General features: G+C 51.1%; 6 protein-coding genes, 1 pseudogene and 1 riboswitch. All 7 genes and pseudogenes read left to right on the top strand.

The window, feature by feature from the left end:
* Window positions 1–239 precede the first annotated feature (239 nt).
* The 7 genes and pseudogenes from NSQ39_RS02215 (at window position 240) to NSQ39_RS02245 (ending at window position 19,859) form a co-directional block, all read left to right on the top strand.
* Window positions 240–2,300, top strand: a complete 2,061-nt coding sequence (locus NSQ39_RS02215) for a hydantoinase/oxoprolinase family protein (protein ID WP_175075216.1) — start codon at window positions 240–242, stop codon at window positions 2,298–2,300.
* Window positions 2,300–4,301, top strand: a pseudogene (locus NSQ39_RS02220) (hydantoinase B/oxoprolinase family protein). The gene NSQ39_RS02215 and the pseudogene NSQ39_RS02220 overlap by 1 nt, the downstream one beginning before the upstream one ends.
* The gene (locus NSQ39_RS02225) at window positions 4,298–5,377 is read left to right on the top strand and encodes an ABC transporter substrate-binding protein (protein ID WP_175075214.1); all 1,080 of its coding nucleotides are present in this window, start codon (window positions 4,298–4,300) and stop codon (window positions 5,375–5,377) included. The pseudogene NSQ39_RS02220 and the gene NSQ39_RS02225 overlap by 4 nt, the downstream one beginning before the upstream one ends.
* 9 nt (window positions 5,378–5,386) lie before the next feature.
* Complete coding sequence (locus NSQ39_RS02230; protein ID WP_175075213.1) at window positions 5,387–6,508, top strand: ABC transporter ATP-binding protein; 1,122 nt, start codon at window positions 5,387–5,389, stop codon at window positions 6,506–6,508.
* Complete coding sequence (locus NSQ39_RS02235) at window positions 6,498–7,364, top strand: ABC transporter permease (RefSeq protein ID WP_236809511.1); 867 nt, start codon at window positions 6,498–6,500, stop codon at window positions 7,362–7,364. The genes NSQ39_RS02230 and NSQ39_RS02235 overlap by 11 nt, the downstream gene beginning before the upstream one ends.
* On the top strand, window positions 7,357–8,172 hold the full coding sequence (locus tag NSQ39_RS02240) for an ABC transporter permease (RefSeq protein WP_175075211.1): 816 nt from the start codon (window positions 7,357–7,359) through the stop codon (window positions 8,170–8,172). The genes NSQ39_RS02235 and NSQ39_RS02240 overlap by 8 nt, the downstream gene beginning before the upstream one ends.
* Window positions 8,173–8,841: 669 nt before the next feature.
* Window positions 8,842–8,928, top strand: a riboswitch (cyclic di-GMP riboswitch).
* 179 nt (window positions 8,929–9,107) lie between these two features.
* A complete protein-coding gene (locus tag NSQ39_RS02245) occupies window positions 9,108–19,859 on the top strand; it encodes a non-ribosomal peptide synthetase (protein WP_341014085.1) in 10,752 nt (3,583 codons plus the stop codon).
* Window positions 19,860–19,861 lie beyond the last annotated feature (2 nt).

Consider the following 19,861-nt stretch of genomic DNA (forward strand, 5'->3'; position numbering starts at 1 on the left):
AGTTATTTTGAAGTCCAATGACGCTCAGGGAAAGAAGTTTTTCATTCGGTAAAAATGTGAAATACTGTGAACAACACGATTAGAATTAGGTTCTTATGCTATCTTAAAAGAAAAAAGACTTGGAAAAATGAAAAAAAGGAATTTGACTACTTTCCTTCACTTTATTAATATTATAGTCACATATTTTAGAAATTGAGGGATTTTTGTCGAAAATTGTCTAGTAAAGGGAGGATGCGGCTTTGAATGAAGATGGATACCGCCTTGGAATCGATATTGGAGGAACTTTTACCGATCTTTCTTTGTTAAATCCCCAGGATGGCAGCCTGACCGCGGTCAAGACGCCGACAGTCCCCGACGACCCGGCCAGGGGCATCCTAAATGGTTTAGCCCTTTTAAAGGAGAAGAAGATTCATCCCTCACAGATTCATTATTTTGTCCATGGCATGACGATAGGCTTGAATACGCTGCTGCAGCGAAAAGGGGCGCGCATCGCTTTGTTTGTGACCGAGGGATTTCGCGATATTCTCTCCCTTCAGCGCCTGCGTCTTCCGATTCCGTACGATTTCAGGTCGCGCATGCCGGAGCCGCTCATTCCCCGCAATTACGTATTTCCAATTAAAGAAAGAATGCTTCACGACGGATCAGAAAAAATTCCGCTCCATTTGGAAGAGGTTGATCATGCGGTCGAAAAAGCTTTGGCAGAAGGCTTGGAAGGCATCGTTGTATCATTTTTGCACAGCTACCGCAATCCTTTGCACGAACATCAGGCAGCTGAGCGAATCAAACTGAAAGCTCCTGAGCTTGAAGTGGTCATGTCATCTGAGTTGTGGCCGCAAATGAGAGAGTATGAGCGAACGGTGATGGCTGTCGCAAATTTATACATAAAGCCCAATGTACGACACTACTTTGACACGCTGAACGAGAGACTCGCCTCGGCGGAAATTCCGGCGACACCATTTATCACCCAGTCGAACGGCGGATTAATGGACATTGAAACGGCTGCAAAAGCACCTGTCAAAACCCTGTTTTCCGGGCCGGCCGCAGGGGTCATCGGAGCGATCCGTGCTGCGGAATCAGCTTGCACGCGAAATGTGATCACCTTTGATGTCGGAGGAACAAGCGCTGATATTTCGATCGTTGAAGAAGGAAAAGCGGCGTTGACGCAGTCGAACCAAATTTCGGGCTTTCCCGTCACCATCCCGTCTGTTGCGATGTATTCGATTGGAGCGGGCGGCGGTTCCTTTGCCTGGATTGATAAAGGGGGCCTCCTGAAGGTCGGGCCGGAATCGGTCGGCTCAGATCCGGGACCGGCCTGTTATGGAAAGGGAAAAAAGGCCGCGCTTACAGATGCATTTCTCGTTTGCGACTATTTGAATCCCGGCCGGTTTGCTTCGGGAAACATGAAGCTTTACCGCGAAAAATCAGAAGAGGCGCTCCTGCCGATCGCAAATTATTTGGACACTGATGTGCGCGGGGCTGCTGACCAAATGATCCAGGTGGCTGTAGCCAATATGTACACAGAATTAAGCAGCGTGATGGAGCAGCGGGGGGTCGATCCCCGGGAATTCACCCTGCTGGCGTTTGGGGGAGCAGGACCCGTGACGGCGAATTTTCTCGCAGAGGAAATTCAGGCAAAGAACGTGCTGATTCCTCCAAGTCCGGGAACGCTTTCCGCCTTGGGGGCATTGACCGCAGATTTTGTCTATGATGCCGTCTTTTCAAGACAGGTGCTGCTTGAAGAAGTGACGATGACCGAATTAAAAGAGGAGTTTGCAAAGCTTTCGAAGCAAGCCGAAAAATGGCTTGATGAACAGCGTGTGAAGACGCTCGCAGGCGCCTCTCTTTTGTTCCTGCTAGACGCCCGTTATAAGGGACAGGCATATGAGATCGAACTGCCGGTTTCGCCGGAATGGCTCGAAGCAAGCAGCGCCGGGGAAATCGCGGAATCCTTCCATTTGCTCCATGACCGCCAATACGGACACAGCGACGAAAATACAAGCATCGAACTGATGAATATGCGCGTCAGGATCATAGGAAGGACGCCGAAGCCGCCGATGAAAAAAATCAGCCGGCCTGCTGGCTCGCATGTGCAAGCTTCAGGCCGAAAAACGATCGTGATAAAAGGGAGAACGCATCAGGCGGATGTTTTTGACCGCAGCAGCCTGCAGTGCGGACATAAGGTCGACGGCCCCGCCGTTATTGAGCAGGATGACACAACGACGCTGATTCTGCCAAATTGGCAAGGCACTGCAGATCAGGCGGGCAATCTGATCATCGAACGGAAGGAGAGCGGACGGTAATGCGTACAGATCCTGCACGGCTGGAAATGATGAGAAGCTATTTTAACGCTATCGCTTCGGGAATGGGCCATGTCATCGAGCGGACCTCGTTTACGACGTTTGTGAAGGAATCTGCTGATTTTGCGACCGCATTGGCAACGCCTGAAGGAGAATTTTTCGTTTATCCGAAGACGGTTGGCGTGACGATCTTTTTAGGGCTGTCGCTAAAGCGGGCAATTGAAGAAAGCGGCCCGTTTGAACCCGGTGACATCGTCATCACGAACGACCCTTACTCAACCGACGGGTTGGCGACTCACCTGCCTGATATTCACGTTTTCAAACCGATTTTTATCGACGGGGAGATCATCAGCTATGCATGGGCTTTCGTCCATTGCAGCGATGTGGGGGGAATGGTGCCGGCCAGCATTTCGCCAACGGCGACGGACATCCATCAGGAAGGGCTGAGAATACCCCCTGTGAAGGTTTACAAAGCGGGCCGGGAAAATCGTGAAATATTGCGAATACTCCGGGCCAACAGCAGGGTTCCGGATTTAAATGAAGGAGACATCAATGCGATGATTGCGGCAGTCAATACAGGCGAAAGCCGCTTGAAGGCGATGATCGGGAAGTTTGGAAAAGCAGCCGTCCGGCAGGGAATGGACGACCTGCTCGAACAGGCGTCGATGAGAGCCGCTCAAGTTATCGGCCGCATTCCGGACGGAACGTACAGTTTTTCGGATTATCTTGATGATGACATGATCTCTGACGTACCGATACGGCTTGCCGTTTCGGCAAAAGTCGCCGCCGGAAGGATCACACTTGATTTTTCGGACTGCGATCCGCAGGTACAGACGGCTTTTAACCTCGTTACAAATGGATCAAAACATTCATTTTTATTCCAAGGTCTGATTAATTTTATCATCAGTGAAGATCCGTTTATTCCGGTTAACGGCGGGCTTACGAGGCCGATTGAAGTAATTGCGCCGAAAGGAACGCTCGTTCATCCGGAATATCCGGCGGCGGTCGGCATACGCCATTCGATCACCATGAGGCTGTATAATGCCGTGCTTGGCGCGCTTGCCAAAGCGCTTCCTGAAGCCGTTCCCGCAGCGGGCGCCGGACAGTCGGCGATCGTCGTTTTGTCTGTTCCCGACGAATCTTCGGGCGGCAGGAAGATGGCGGTGGTCGAGCCGATGGGCGGCGGAGGAGGCGGACAGCATGATATGGACGGTGCGGACGGAATCGATCATGCATCCGGATTTTTAAAAAACACGCCGATCGAAAACCTTGAACAGCATATTGATATTTATGTTCACCGTTATGAGCTTATCAAGGACACCGCCGGAGCGGGCCTGCACCGCGGCGGCCACGCGATCGGTCTCGATTTTGAAGCGGCGGCGCCGGAGTCGATTGTTACCGCAAGGGGAATGGAGCGCCTGCGTTTTCAGCCTTGGGGCCTTGCCGGCGGAAGGGCGGGGGCGCTGGGACGTGTCCGTCTTCATCCGGATCTGCCGCACGAAAAATCGATGCCGAAGATCGATGTTTTGAAGCTGGAGCAAGGAGACATCGTCAGCCTTCATTCTCCCGGCGGCGGGGGATGGGGCGATCCGTTCAGCAGGGATGCCGACCTCGTTCTGAAAGAAGTTGAAGAAGAGCTGCTGAGCGAGGAAGCCGCTCTGCAAGAATACGGCGTCATGCTGGAGAGGCATGATGACGGCAGCCTCAGCGTTGATCGCGAAAAAACGGATCAAATCAGAAAAGAAAAAGCCGCCAAAGCCAGAAAGCCTTGGGACTTTGGGAAGGCGAGAGAGGAATATGACCGCCGCTGGACTGAAGAAGCCAGCTCCGCCCTCGCCAGATTGCTGCGAAAGCTTCCGGCAAATCAAAGATCGCATGTTAAACATCTCGTGCACGATTATGTTTCAAAAGAAGATTGTGGCCCGATCAGTAAAGAGGCTGTCAGAGCCGTCTTTGAGAAACTGACCAGGCAAAAATAATGCGAAAATGGAGAGGAAACAATGAAAAGAAAAATATCTGCTTTGTTTATTCTGTCTCTTATCAGTATGCTTCTTCTTTCGGCATGCGGGGGCGGCGGCCAGGGCGGCAAAAAGTCCGATACCGTTGTGATCGGTGTGTATGGCGGCGATTGGGAAAAACATATCAAGCCGAGCATCGAATCGTTTGAAAAAGATACCGGTCTGAAAGTTAAAGTCGTCTCTGGGACGGACTCTGAGTGGTTTACAAAGGTCAAAGCGTCCAATGGGAAGAATCCGCCGTACGACCTTTTGATTTTGCAGCCGGATACGATTCAAAGAGCTCAAGCGGCAGGACTGTTGCAGCCGATCGATGAAAAGAAGGTTCCAAATGTAAAGGATTTGTATCACACCGTTCAAAAACGATTCACTGAAGGCGGCGAGCAGTATGCAGCCGGCTTCAGCATGGGGCAGCTTGGGATCGCCTACCGCAAAGATCTCGTTCCCCAGGAGCCGAAGCGGTGGACGGATCTTTGGAACTCCAGCTACAGGGGGCATGTCGCCATCTCTTCTCCGACATATTCGGCCGGGCTTCAGTTCTTTGCCGGGTTAATTAATGCGCAAGGCGGCTTGGAATCCAATAAAAAAGACGTAGATAAAGCGTTTAACAGTTTAGCGGATTTGAAGAAAAATGTGACGGCATTTCCCGATAACCCAGGATCGATTCAGACGCTTCTCGAGCGCGGCGATGCATGGGTTGTGCCGTTTTGGGACGGGCGGGCTTTTTCACTTGAGGATTCCGGTTTAGACCTTGGATTTGCCTATCCCGAGGAAGGTGCGGTCGCAGCCCTTGCCAGCTGGGCTGTGATGAAAGGGAGCCCTAATCAAGAGAATGCGTACAAGCTGTTAAACCATTTGATCAGTCCGAATGTCCAAAGTGATTTTTCTGACAGGACATTTTACGGTATGACTAATAAAAAAGTGAAATACAGCGACAAGCTGAAAGGCAAAGTCAAAGTCGGCGAAGATTATTACAAAAATCTAAAATGGGTCGACTATGAAACAGCAGCGGCGGAATTAAGCAATTGGACAAATCGCTGGAATCAAGTACTTGGCGGGAAATAGGTGACAATCATGAGCGCGATTCAGATACAGCATGTCAGCCGGCATTTCGGGAACAACATCGCATTGGAAGACGTACAGCTTGAAGTCAGGGAAGGGGAGTTTTTCTCTCTCCTTGGCCCGAGCGGCTGCGGAAAGTCCACTCTCCTTAATATTATAGCCGGATTTCTGAAACCGACCTCCGGACTTATTTCTATAGGGGGACAGGACGTAACTGATTTGCCGCCTTATCATCGAAACTGCGGAATGGTTTTTCAAGATTATGCATTATTTCCGCATTTGAATGTGTTTGAAAATGTCGCATACGGTTTAAAGGTTCAAAAGGTGCCGCGCCGGAGGCTTAAAGAGAGGGTGATGGAAAGCCTTTCTTTGGTGAGGCTCGAACAGTATGCAAAACGGATGCCGCACCAGCTTAGCGGAGGTCAGCGCCAACGGGTGGCGATCGCCCGCGCTTTGGCGGTTCAGCCTTCTGTTTTGCTGCTTGATGAGCCGTTAAGTAATCTGGATGCAAAGCTTCGAAAAGACATGCAGTTTGAACTGCGACGCATTCAAAAACGCGTCGGCATCACAACGATTCTGGTGACACACGATCAAGAGGAGGCTTTAAGCCTGTCTGACAGAGTCGGGATTCTCGGCGATGGAAAACTTCAGCAGCTTGGAACCCCTCTTGACGTATACCGTACACCGGCCAACCGGTTTGTCGCAGAATTCATCGGACAGGTCAATCTTATTGAAGCCCGGGCTGAAGATACGCGGGAGCCGACGGGCGGGTATCGTTATGCGGCTTCAGGTTTTGAAGTTCGGGAAGGTGTTCCGCTTTTGTTTGAGGTCGGCCGGAGTGTTGTAAAGGAGCCCTATTCCTCCGTATTATTCATGCTGCGCCCCGAGCGGATTTCGGTTTCCCTTGATAAGCCGGAAGCACGGGTGAATGTGCAGCATGTGACACTGACTGATGTCAGCTATATCGGAAACGCCCTTCGGCTGAAGGCGGCTTTTGCAAAGGGAGAGCTGGTCATTGAGGCTCCGGATCCGCAGTTTCCTGAGCTGCCGAAGCCGGGGGACAGGGTTTATATTTCGTGGAAGCCGGAAGACCTCGTGCCTCTTGAAATAAAGGGTGATGAAAATGGCGGCTGACCATCAGAAGCGGTTTCATTGGTTTTTGCTGCTTCCGGCTCTTTTGTTTCTCGGCGTGTTTCTCGTATTTCCGTTTATTCTTTTGCTGATCTTAAGCTTCAGGGACGTCGACGCGATGATGAATACGCTGGAAACGTACAGCTTTTCACAATATATTGAGGTGTTTACATCAGACGTCTACCTGAAAACGATCGGCACTACGCTTTGGACGGCATTAAAAACAACCGTCCTGTGCCTTTTGATGGCGTATCCGGCGGCTTATTTGCTCGTTCACGCGCCAAACCGCAAATGGCGTGCATTATTTTATATTTTGCTCGTTTCGCCTCTGTTGACCAGCGTCGTCATCCGGACGTTTTCGTGGATTGTGCTTCTTTCGCAAAACGGGCTTGTCAATGAGACGCTGATCAGCATGAATATGATCGAAAAGCCGCTCCCGCTGTTGTGGAATATGAACGCGGTCATCATTGCATACGTTCAGGTGATGCTGCCGTTTGCCGTTTTGCCGATCGCGACTTCTTTGAGCGATATCAGTCCGTATGTGAAGCATGCTTCAATGAGTCTCGGCGCGGGAAGGCTGCGGACATTTTTTTGCATTACGCTGCCGCTCTCGCTTCCCGGTATGGTCACCGGGGCGGTCATCGTGTTTTCTCTTGCCGCAGGCAGCTATATTACGCCTCTATTGGTTGGAGGACGAATGCAGCCCCTGCTGCCGCTCTCGATCTACCAGCAGGTGCTGCAAGTGTTTAATTTGCCGCTTGCTGCTGCCATGTCCTTTACTTTATTGGCCGCTGTATGTTTGATCGTCGGCCTTCTCGGAATGATTCTCAAGCGCTGGGAGGCGAGAATGAATGGCTAGTCAAAGATTCCGCCGCAAGTCTTCAGGAAAGTGGATTGATATATGCGTGTGGACAGCCGGCCTTGTCGTTTATCTTTTTTTGACGCTGCCTGTATGCGTGATTGTTCTGTCGGCATTCAGTCCGTCAGAGTATCCGACGTTCCCGCCGACGGATTTTTCGCTTCGTTGGTTTGAAGGGATTTTCAGCAGTCCGGAATGGATAGAATCGCTTTGGGTCAGCGGGATTTTGCTCGTGATTGTGACGCCGATGACGGTCATCGTTGGAACCGCTGCATCCTATGCTTTGGCAAGGCTGCGGTTTCCGGGGAAAAACGCCATTCAATCTTTTATACTCTCACCGCTGATGATTCCCCAAATCGTGCTGGGAGTGGCTCTTCTTTATTTATTTACGATGATGGGGATAAACGGAACCATGACGGGGCTGGTGATCGGGCATATGCTGATCAGTCTCCCGTACGTCGTACGGACGGTCGGCGTCAGCGTATCGAATTTAGATCCGAAGCTTGAGCTTGCGTCAATGAACCTCGGAGCAGGTCCTGTTCAAACCTTTTTTAGGGTGATTCTGCCCCTGATCAAACCGGGAATGGTAGCAGGCGCCGTATTTTCCGCCGTGACGTCGTTTGGAGAGATTTCTATCAGTCTGTTCGTCTCTTCTCCGGCAGTCACACCCGTTCCGGTCAGGACGTTCAGCTATATTGAACAGACATTTGATCCGAGCGTCAATGCGATTTCCGTTATCTTCATTGCGGTCTCTGTGATCGCGCTCATCATCATCGAGCGGACGATCGGGCTTTCAAAGACGATGTAGGTTGCGCACTGCCACGCTTATGGCAAGCAGGTTTTTTCCGCCTGCTTGCTTTTTTTGCGTCAAAAAGAATGAAGCCGCCAAGCGGGACAACATCGCTGCGATACAGGCGTTTCGAAGAGAATGGCATGTGCCCGGTGACAAAGGGACAGCCGCAGTACCTGTTCAAAAGACCCCGGCCGCCCTGGTTCAAATGTTGAGCCCTGCGCCCTGAGCCGGGCCGGTCTTTTTATGCCGCAATGAAAAAGGCTGATTGCTGGTCGGAGAATCAGCACAAGGCTTGCACCGGTTTTTGCGGTCTATCTTCAAAAAAACGACAGACTAGAAAAATTATATCAATATCATTTTATTTTCGGTAAATTTGTAAAGGTCATTAAAACGCAGTGTAATCCGGCTTAATGATTTTTTAAGATAAGATTTTCCTAAAATATATTACCATCATAATACCTATCGAATGTTCATAAACTCTTTACTTCCTGATTGAAAATTGCGGTTTTAAGCGATGTTTTTTCGTTTTACCGCATTATTTTTTTGAAATTTCGGAATCGCGCATCAATCCATCCGCCTAGTTTTCGGTATCGCGCATGAATCTTTTCACCTATTTTTCGGTGAAAAAAACAATATTTTCATTTAAAGTGAACTGTGAGCAGAAAATGAATTTATTTCAGTAAAAACAGATAAAGGCAAACCTGCGGAAACGCAGGGACGCAAAGCCATGGCCTAAGGCGCGGACGGCGCTACGGTTGACAGGTTGCCGAATAAACAGGGAGTCCACCCGTTTTTTATTCGGGTGGACTATTTCATTTTATTGGAAATATAACATTTTAATGGATATGGCTGATCTGTGGAAGCTTTTTTCACTCACCGGCACACCGCAATGTGGGTTGCGGTGCCATTAAGCCGTGATACATAAAACGCATGAAGGAGGAACATAAGAAATGGACAACACGGTGTATTACCCGCTGACACATGCTCAAAAACGAATTTGGTATACAGAGACGTTTTATCCCGGTACAAGCGTGTCGAATTTAAGCGGCTTTGGAAAGCTGAAATCGGAATCGGGAATAGATCCAGGCTTATTGACCGAGGCCATCCGGCAATTCGTCCGCACGAATGAAACGATGCGCTTCAGGCTGAAGCTGGCTGAAGGAGGCGAACCGAAGCAGTATATAGCCGAATATGAACCTTTTGATATCGAATACATTGATGCTGAAGAATACGGCGGTGTGGACGAGGTTTTGAGATGGGGACAAGCTGAAGCGCAGCGGCCTATACCGCTGTATGAAAGCCGGTTGTTTACGTTTGCCGTCGTCCGCATCAGTCCGGAAGAAAGCTGGTTTTTTACAAAAGTTCATCACGCCATTGCAGACGGCATTTCTATGACGCTCCTGGGAAACCGCATCACAGACATCTACTTGAAACTGGAGAAAGGGGAACAAGACTTCGAAGCCGTTCAGGCATCATTTACGGAGCACATTCAGAGTGAACTAGAATATGAACGGTCCAAACGGTTCGAAAAAGATAGGGCGTATTGGAACGCTCAATATGAATCGATTCCTGAACCCGTATCTCTGAAGCAAAGCGATTCTTACCAAATCCGTCTTGAGGCGGTTCGACTTTCGAAAGAGATTTCTCCTTCCCTGCATAAAAAAATTCAAACGTATTGTAAAGAAAACAACATAAGCGTACTCTCCTTGTTCCTGTCAATCTTACACATTTATATGCACAGGGTAACCGGCCAAAACGATATTGTGCTCGGCACCTTTATGGGAAACCGGACAAATGCAAAAGAAAAGCAGATGCTTGGGATGTTCGTTTCGACAATTCCGATGAAAGCGCACATTGATGCGCACCAGGACTTTACTGCATTTGTGCAGGAAAGGATGAAAGAACAGCTCAAAGTCATCAGGCATCAAAAATATCCGTACAATCTGCTGATCAATGATCTGCGGGAAAGAGAGCCGAATATCAACAGGCTGTTCGCCGTATCGCTTGAGTATCAGGTCATGCAATGGCAGCAAAAAGAAACGGTTTCGTTTTTGACCGAGCCGATTTTCAGCGGAAGCGAAATGAATGATATTTCCATTCATGTGAAAGAAAGATGGGATACGGGAACGCTTGCGATCGACTTTGACTACAGAAGCGAATTGTTCAGCAGCCGTGAAATGTCCGCTTTGTACGAGCGGCTCATGACGTTATTGGAGGATGCTTTGACTTCGCCGCATAAACGAATCAACGACCTTGCCGTGGTTTCGAATGAAGAAAAAGAAATGCTTCTGCAGCGGTCATCCGCTTCTCTTTTGAAAAACGAAAAAGAGATGACGCTGCACGGTTTGTTTGAACAAAAAGCGGCCGAGATTCCCGATAAAACAGCGGTGTTCTATGAAGGGAAACACCTCTCATACCGGGAGTTAAACGAGCAGGCAAACCGCTTGGCAAAGGCGCTTCGCAAAAGGGGAATCGGTCCGGATAAGCCGGCCGCCGTGTTGATGGAGCGGTCTGAACAGACGCTGACAGCCATTTTGGGCATCCTCAAAGCAGGGGGCGCTTATGTGCCGATCGATCCCGGTTTTCCGGAAGAAAGAATTCATTTTATGCTCAAGGATTCAAATGCCAAAGTGGTCATTGCCGACGGCGAATTTCACGCTGAGACAGCTGAAACGCTGCTGTTTGCCGAAGCGGTCGCCGAAACGGAAGAGGCCGGGAATCTGCCTTCTTCGGCAGGGGCGGAGCATCTCGCATACATCATTTATACGTCCGGTACAACCGGCCGCCCGAAAGGGGTCATGATTGAGCACAGGCAGGTTCACCACCTTGTCAGGGGGCTTCAGCAGGCAGTCGATACGTTGAAGGAGGATGACTTGAAGCTGGCGCTTTTGGCTCCGTTCCATTTCGATGCTTCGGTTCAGCAGATTTTCTTATCCCTTATACTGGGTAAGTCATTGTACATCGTTCCGAAAAAGACCGTTTCCGACGGCCGCGCGTTGGCCGCTTATTACCGCCGCCATCACATTGATATTACAGACTGTACACCGTCTCATTTGCAGCTTTTGCTTGCGGCGGATGATCTGCATGGAATCAAGCTGAAACATATCCTCACAGGCGGAGAAGCGCTGTCATGGAACACGGTCGATAAGCTTCTTCAATTGTTTTCGAAAACGGCCGATTCAAGGCCGCTCATCACGAATGTCTACGGACCGACGGAAACGTGTGTCGATGCTTCGGCGTTTACGATTCCAAATGACGGACACGTCCGTTATAACACCGCCTATGTCCCAATTGGCAAGCCGATCGGCAACAACCGCTTTTACATTTTGGATGAAAACGGGGCGCTTTTGCCGGATGGTGCCGAAGGCGAATTGTACATAGCAGGCGCCGGAGTCGGCCGCGGATATTTGAAACTTCCGGAGCTGACCGCGGAAAGATTTTCGGCTGATCCGTTTGTTCCGGGAGGCATCATGTATCGAACGGGCGATGCGGTAAAATGGCTTCCCGACGGCACGGTAGAATTTGTCGGCCGGAAAGATGATCAGGTGAAAATTCGCGGATACCGGATTGAGCTTGGGGAAATCGAATCGGTTCTGCAAGGGATGGAACATATCGAACAAGCGGTTGTGCTCGCCCGCCCGAGCGCAGGCGGTGATGAGCTTTGCGGATATGTCGTTCCGAAAAAAGGCGGCGCGGTTTCAGCGCCGGCATTAAGGGAGCACTTGTCCAAACATCTGCCTGATTATATGCTGCCTTCTTATTTTGTCGAGCTTCACGACATGCCGCTGACGCCGAGCGGCAAAGTGGACCGGAAAGCGCTGCTCCGCCACGAAGTGACGGTATCAGGCGTAACCGAATATACCGCGCCGAGAAACGACCGCGAACAAAAAATCGCTGATATTTGGCGGGATGTGCTCGGCGCTGGACAAGTCGGTATTCATGACCAGTTTTTTGAATTGGGAGGACATTCGCTGAAAGCCATGACGATGCTGGCAAAAATCCATAAAGCGTTCAGCGTCGAAGTTCCGCTCAACGTCCTGTTTGCAAAACCGACTGTAGCCGGTCTTAGTGAGTATATTGCTGAAGCTGAGCGGAAAGGGTTTGCCGAAATTAAGCCTGCGGCTGAAAGCGAACATTATCCTTTGTCATTGGCCCAGCAGCGGATCTATATCGTGAGCGAGCTGGAGGATGCCGGAATCGGCTACAATATGCCGGCCGCTGCCATGCTTGAAGGAACGCTTGACCTCCATCGTCTTGAAGAAGCGTTTCAAAAGCTTGTCGACAGGCATGAGGCGCTTCGCACTTCATTTCTATCGGTCAATGGGGAGCCGAGGCAGAAAATTCATCAACAGGTCCGGTTCAAACTTGAGATGATCGAGGGCGGAAGCATGGATGAAGAACGGATGCTGACATCGTTCGTCCGCCGCTTTGATCTTGAGAAAGCGCCTTTGATGAGAGTCGGGCTCGTCCGTATTGAAGATACAAGACACATGCTTTTGTTTGATATGCATCACCTGATTTCAGACGGGGTGTCCATCTCGATCATTCTGCATGACCTTGCCAAGTTCTATAACGGCGAACAGCTGCCGGATGTGCGCCTCCATTATAAAGATTATGCTTCTTGGCAAAGGGATGAGGCGGAAGGCGGCTTTCAAAAGGAAGAGGAGTACTGGAAAAACGTCTTTTCCGGCGAACTCCCTGTATTGCAGCTTTTGACGGATGAGCCGAGACCGGCCGTCCAAAGCTTTGAAGGAGACAGGGTGTCAGCCGTACTGCCGAAAGCGGTGAAGGATAAATTGAACGGACTGGCCGAGAAAAACGGTGCGACATTGTATATGGTCATGCTTGCCGCTTACAATGCACTGCTTGCCAAATACACCGGACAGGATGATGTAATCGTCGGGACGCCGACAGCGGGCCGCAGACACTCTGACCTCGAAGGCATCGTCGGAATGTTTGTCAATACGCTGGCGATCCGTTCGAAAGTAGACCGGCAGCACACGTTTACCGAATTGCTTGACGATGTGCGTCAAACGGTGCTTGATGCCTTTGAACACCAGGACTATCCGTTTGAATGGCTTGCCGAAAAGCTGAATGTCCCGCGCGATTTAAGCCGCCATCCGATCTTTGACACGATGTTTATTTTGCAGAATGCAATGGATGACATGCCGCTGATCGGCGACTTGCGTCTGTCAATCCATGAGACGAATGTCAAGATCGCAAAATTTGATCTGACGCTCCAGGCGAAAGAAGAGCGGGACGAAATCGTCATCGATTTGGATTACAGCACAAAGCTGTTTAGAAAAGGAACGGCTGAACGGATGCTGAAACACTATCTCCATCTGCTTCGGGAAATTACGGCCGACCCGTCCCGGAAGATAGGGGAGTACGGCTTGCTGACAGAGGAAGAAACGAATCGGCAGCTCGTCGAGTTCAATCCGGGCGCAAGCGATTATCCGAGAGAGAAAACGATCATTCAGCAGTTTGAAGAACAGGCGGAAAAAGCGGAAGACCGTCCGGCGCTGCAATTTGAAGGTACTGTCTTCACTTATGGAGAGCTTAACGAGAGAGCGAATCAACTGGCAAGACATCTGCGGGACAACGGGGTGGAAAATGGTACGACAGCCGCTGTTCTTACCGCCAGATCGGCCGAAATGGTCGTCGGCATTCTTGCGGTGCTAAAAGCCGGAGCTGCTTATGTTCCGATTGATCCGGATCATCCGGAGCAGCGGATCAAACACTTTTTCCATGACAGCGGAGCCTCTGTTCTTTTAACGCAAAAGGCGTTGAAGCCGCTGGCCGAGGCAGCGGAATTTACGGGCGGGACCATCATCCTTGATGATGAACATCTTTACCGGGGAGACGCGCGCAACCTGAACGTACCGGTTTCTCCTGAAGCGCTGGCGAACTTGACGTACACATCAGGCACAACGGGAATGCCGAAAGGAAACATGGTCACCCACCGGAACATTTTGCGTACGGTGAAAAATACGAACTATATGGAGATCATGGGTACCGATATCGTACTGTCCATTTCAAATTATGTGTTTGATGCCTTTATGTTTGATGTCTTCGGGTCGCTTTTAAACGGCGCCAAGCTTGTCATCGTTTCCAAGGAGACGATCCTTGACATGGAGCGGCTCGCCGGTGCAATCGAAAAAGAAAACGTCACCGTTTTAATGATTACGACCGCTTTGTTCAATCTCCTGACAGATATGCGCCCCGGCTGTATGAAGAACCTGCGCAGGGTGCTGTTCGGCGGCGAACGGGCGTCGGTCGACCATGTCAAAAGGGCGCTTAAGGCGGCCGGAAAAGGAAAGCTCCTTCATATGTACGGGCCGTCTGAGAGCACCGTCTTCACGACTTATCATCCGGTCAATGATGTGCCTGAAAATGCGCAGACCGTTCCGATCGGAAAGCCTGTCAGCAATACGGAGGTTTTGATTCTTGACCCGTTCGGAAACATACAGCCGAGAGGCGTTGCCGGAGAACTGTGCGTCGGAGGGGACGGACTTGTCCGCGGTTATTTTAACCGGCCGGATCTGACGGCGGAAAAATTCGTTCCGCATCCGTTTAAAAAGGGCCAAAAGATATATCGCACAGGCGATCTGGCGAGATGGCTGTCCGACGGAAGCATCGAATTTATCGGCCGGATCGACCATCAGGTCAAAATCCGCGGTCAGAGAATCGAGCTCGGCGAAATCGAGCATCATCTGCTGTCGCATGATGCGATTCAGGAAGCCGCCGTTTTGGCGGTCGATGGGACAGCGGGAGACAAAATGATCTGCGCGTATATCGTTGCCGACCGGGAGCTGTCAAACCGCGAGCTTCGCCAGCACGCAGCCGTTGGTCTGCCGGGCTATATGATTCCGTCGGTGTTTATGCAATTGGAGGAGCTTCCGCTGACAGGCAACGGAAAAGTCGACAGAAGGGCGTTGCCTGAACCTGATGCAGCGCAAATTGCGCAAACGGAATATACAGCGCCGAGAAATCGCGCAGAAGCGCAGCTTGCCGGGCTTTGGCAAGAGGTGCTCAACGTTCCGAAAGTCGGCGTGCACGACAATTTCTTTGAACTCGGCGGCCATTCCTTGCTCGGGATGGCTCTCATCGCCCGCATTCAGCAGGAGATGAATGTCGAACTGCGGCTGAAAGATCTGTTCCAGTCGCCGACGGTTGAAAGCCTGGCGAAAACCGCGGAACAGGCGGGGAAAACCTCTTCCGTCCGTATTGAACCCGCTAAAGAACAGGAGGCTTATCCGGTATCATCGGCTCAAAAACGGATCTATGTCCTTCAGCAGCTTGAGGGCGCCGAGAAAAGCTATAACATGCCATCCGTTCTTCGGCTTGAAGGAAAGCTTGATCTGAAACGGCTGGAAGAGGCAGCACGAATGCTCGTCATGCGCCATGAAGCGTTCAGAACATCGTTTCACATCAAGGATGGAGAGCCTGTACAGCGGATACGGAAGGATACCGGCTTTACGGTTGACGTAATCAACGCTGAGGAGCGTGAAGCCGAAAAGCTGATCAAGGAATTCATCAGGCCGTTTGATTTGGCCGAAGCGCCGCTGTTCAGGATGAATCTCATCCGCCTTGCAGAAGAGAAGCACCTTTTGTTTGTCGATATGCACCACATCATTTCAGACGGCGCGTCCGTCAGCGTGCTGATCGATGAACTGACAAGGCTCTATGCCGGGGAAACGCTTGAACCGCTTCGCATTCAGTATAAGGATTACACCGTTTGGCAGCGGGCATTTTTGCAAACCGGACGCGACAAAAAGCTTGAAGAATATTGGCTGAGAGAGCTTGGCGGCGAACTGCCGGTTCTCGCGCTGCCGACAGATTATCCGCGTCCGTCCGTTCAAACGTTTGAAGGCGACCGCATCGCCTTTACGATCAATCAGAAGCTTGTCCGGGCTTTGAGAAAGCTTGCTCAAGAAACGGGAACGACTCTGTATATGGTTCTTCTCGCTTCCTACAGCGCGTTTTTGTCGAAGCTCAGCGGACAGAAAGACATTGTGGTCGGATCGCCGGCAGCGGGAAGATCGCACGCTGATCTGGACAAGATCATCGGGATGTTTGTCAATACGCTTGCGATGAGGACGCATCCGCAAGGAGAAAAAACGTTTGCCGCGTTTTTAAAGGAAGTCAAGGAAACTTCGCTTGGTGCCTATGAGCATCAGGATTATCCGTTTGAAGAACTGGTTGAAAAATTGGAAGTCCGGCGCGATATGAGCCGAAATCCACTGTTCGATGCCGTATTCTCGATGCAAAATGCCGATTTGCGGGCATTGTCAATGGAAGGCGTCACCCTTTGTCCATACGAGTTTGAACACAAAACGGCCAAGTTTGATCTGACGCTGGCCGCAGCCGAAGAAGACGATATTGTCCGGTTTGAAATGGAGTATAATACAGCTCTTTTTAAAGATGAAACGATCAGTCGCTGGAGCAAGTACTGGCTCAATCTGCTCGAAGCGGTTGCTGACAATCCGAATATCCGCCCTTCAGAACTCTCCCTGATCGATGAAACGGAAAAACGCCGGATCGTCGAAGCGTGGAACGACACGGCGCTTGACGTTCCGTCAGACAAAACGATCCACGAGCTGTTCGAAGCACAGGTCAGCCGCACGCCTGATCACGGTGCAGCGGTATTCAACGGCCGCCGCTGGACGTACCGGGAGCTCAACGCCCGCGCAAACCGTCTGGCCCGCCTGCTTATCGAAAAGGGAGCGCGGCCGGAACAGCGGATCGGCATCATGGTCAAACCTTCCCTCGAAATGGCGGCCGGAGTGCTTTCGATTTTGAAAGCAGGAGCGGCTTATGTGCCGATCGATCCCGCCTATCCTGAACAAAGGGTCAAATACATCCTGGAAGACAGCGGAGCGGAGCTCCTGCTGACGCAAACGGGTACAGCCGTGCCTGACGGCTTCTGCGGGGAAACAATTTTGCTTGATGCCGTGTTAGCCGGGGAAGTGACTTCAGAAGACGAGGTGAATCCGCAGTCAGAGGCAAAACCGGACAACCTGGCCTACCTAATCTACACATCAGGTACGACGGGCCGGCCGAAAGGCGTCATGGTCGAGCACCATTCGCTTGTGAACTTGTGCTATTGGCACAATGACGAATTCGTTGTCACTGAACGCGACAAGAGCGCGAAATACGCCGGCTTCGGCTTTGATGCATCCGTGTGGGAGATGTTCCCGTACTGGATCGCCGGAAGCGAGCTGCACATGATCGATGAAGCGATCCGGATGGATATCGTCCGCCTGAATCAGTATTTTGAAGAACACGGCATCACGATCACGTTCCTCCCGACTCAGCTGTGCGAGCAGTTTATGGAGCTTGACAACAAATCGCTGCGCGTGCTTCTGACGGGCGGCGACAAGCTGAAGCGGGTCGAAAAGCGCGGCTATACGCTCGTCAACAACTACGGCCCGACGGAAAACACGGTCGTGGCGACAAGCACGGCGATTGACCCTGACGAAGGAATGCTTTCGATCGGCAGACCGATCGCCAACACCCGCGTTTACGTGCTCGGAGAGCACAATGAGGTACAGCCTGCCGGTGTCACGGGTGAATTGTGCATCGCCGGCCGCGGCTTAGCGCGCGGCTATCTCAACAAGCCGGAAGAAACGGAGAAGCGCTTTACGGCAGACCCGTTTGTACCGGGCGAGCGGATGTACCGGACGGGCGATGCCGTTAAGTGGCTTCCGGACGGCCGGATCGAATATATCGGCAGGATCGACCAGCAGGTGAAAATCCGCGGCTTCCGGATCGAGCTTTCTGAAATCGAAGTACAGCTTGCGAAGCTTCCAGGAGTACAAGAAGCAGCCGTCACTGACATCGAGGATGCGCATGGCAACAAAGCGCTCTGCGGCTATGTGACATCAGCCGAACCGCTTGATACAGGACGCCTCGCGGACCAATTAGCGAAGACGCTGCCTGATTACATGGTGCCCGCATATTGGGTGCAGCTCAGCGAGCTGCCGATTACGGCGAACGGAAAAGTCGACAAACGCGCGCTTCCACAGCCGGACCTTACCGTGCAGACAGCTGAATACAAAGCGCCGCGAAGTGAGACCGAACAGCTGTTGGCGGATGTTTGGCAGGAGGTTCTCGGCGTCGAACGAATCGGGATCAGCGACAATTTCTTCACGCTCGGCGGGGATTCGATCAAGGGGATTCAAATGGCGAGCCGCCTTCAGCAGCACGGCTTAAAGCTTGAGATGAAGGATTTATTCCAGCACCCGACAATCGAACAGATCAGTTTTTATGTAGAGACGGCTGATGATAAAGCAATCGATCAGGGGCCTGTCGAAGGCGAAGTGATGCTTACGCCGATCCAGCGCTGGTTCTTCGAACGTGCGTTTACAAATGAGCACCACTGGAATCAGTCGGTTATGCTTCATGCACCGTCAGGCTTCGACCCTGAGATTACCGGACAGGTTTTAAGCGGGCTGATGGCGCATCATGATGCCTTGCGCATCATTTATAAGCGTGATGGAGAGAACGTTGTTCAATACAACAGAGGGCTTGAAGCTGCGGAGGTTCAGCCTGAGGTCATTCACCTGCACCAATCAGGCGCTGAATTGGAGGCTTCCATTTTGGAAGAAGCCAATCGAATTCAAAGCAGCATCGATTTGTCGCAGGGACATCTGCTGAAAGCGGCAATCTTCAAAACCGGCCAAGGCGACCATTTGCTGATCGTCATTCACCATCTTGTCGTGGACGGTGTGTCATGGCGGATTTTGCTGGAGGACTTTGCGGCAGGATTGCTTCAAGCTGAAAAAGGCGAGCCGATCGTCCTTCCGGAAAAATCACATTCCTTTGCAGAATACGCGGCACGATTGAGTGAGTATGCCGGTTCCAAGACGTTTGCCAAGGAGATCGGCTATTGGGAGGAAATCGAGAAGACGGCGGCCGTGCCGCTCCCTAAAGATGCCGAAGCAGACGATAAGCGGATGCGCCATACGAAAACGGTTGAATTCTCGTTGACGAAAGAAGAAACGGAACAGCTCATGACAAAAGTCCACGAAGCGTACAACACGGAAATGAATGATATTTTGCTTACGGCGTTGGGCTTTGCCGTAAAAGAATGGACAGGACAAAGCGATTTCATCGTCACGCTGGAGGGACACGGGCGTGAGGACATCATTGACGGCTTGAATATGTCAAGAACCGTCGGCTGGTTTACGAGCCAGTTCCCTGCACTGATTCAGATGCGCCATTCCGATGATATGGGCTATCAAATCAAACAGGTCAAAGAAGATCTGCGCCACATCCCGCATAAAGGAATCGGCTATGGCATCTATCGCTATTTAACAGAAGAAGGCAAAAAAAGCGGGCGGGTCAAACCGGAGATCAGCTTCAACTATTTAGGCCAGTTCACGGAAATGTCTGAATCGGGTCGGTTCACCCGGTCGAAACTCCCGTCCGGCGATCCTCTGAGCCCCGATACTGAGAAGCCGAACGCTCTTGACATCGTCGGTTTTATCGAGGACGGCGTGCTGACGATGTCGATCGCTTATCATTCATTGGAATTTAAAGAAAGCACAATCTCAACTGTCGCCGGCAGCTTTAAAGCTTATTTGCTGCAACTGATCGATCATTGTCTGACTCAAGATGGAGACGAGTTGACCCCGAGTGATCTTGGAGACGACGATTTGACACTTGAAGAACTTGATAAATTGATGGAAATTTTCTAACA

The organism is Bacillus sp. FSL W8-0848 (assembly GCF_038007805.1).
In the GTDB taxonomy this organism is placed as follows: Bacteria; Bacillota; Bacilli; order Bacillales; family Bacillaceae; genus Bacillus; species Bacillus glycinifermentans.